The following is a 412-nucleotide window of genomic DNA, read 5'->3' on the forward strand; positions in this document are numbered from 1 at the left end:
ATGTTGCCGACAGAATCTGCAGTAAACGCGCCTGCAGTGATGTTGCCCTGAGTTTTTCCTTCAATGGAAATATAGCAAGGAGTTGGCATAACAATATCCTTTTATCAAAAACGACAAATTAAATTAAATGATTGTCTTAAAAACAATCCGTTAGTCATGTCTGTCATCTTAGCCAGTGCGCACGGTAAGACTTCGGTAAAGGATAATAAAATCTTATCAATATGCTGTAAACAGCCCGTTTTTTTTGTATCTCTCTAGGATAAGTCACTTAGCGTAAACTGGTTGAAATATCGCTATATCATGCTGTAAAAACAGTCATAAAAAGTGTTTATCAGCATAAAATATGATGAATAAATAGACAAATTGCTCGCAACCCAAGAAACACTATGTACATAAAAATATATTTTGTAAC

General features: G+C 34.2%; 1 pseudogene. It reads right to left on the minus strand.

Going from position 1 to position 412, the window contains the following annotated elements:
- A pseudogene (locus ACYUCW_RS18195) lies at positions 1-89 on the minus strand (type VI secretion system tube protein Hcp); the annotation flags it as partial.
- Between the last annotated feature and the right edge of the window lie 323 nt (positions 90-412).

The organism is Proteus sp. MB838, assembly GCF_054767435.1.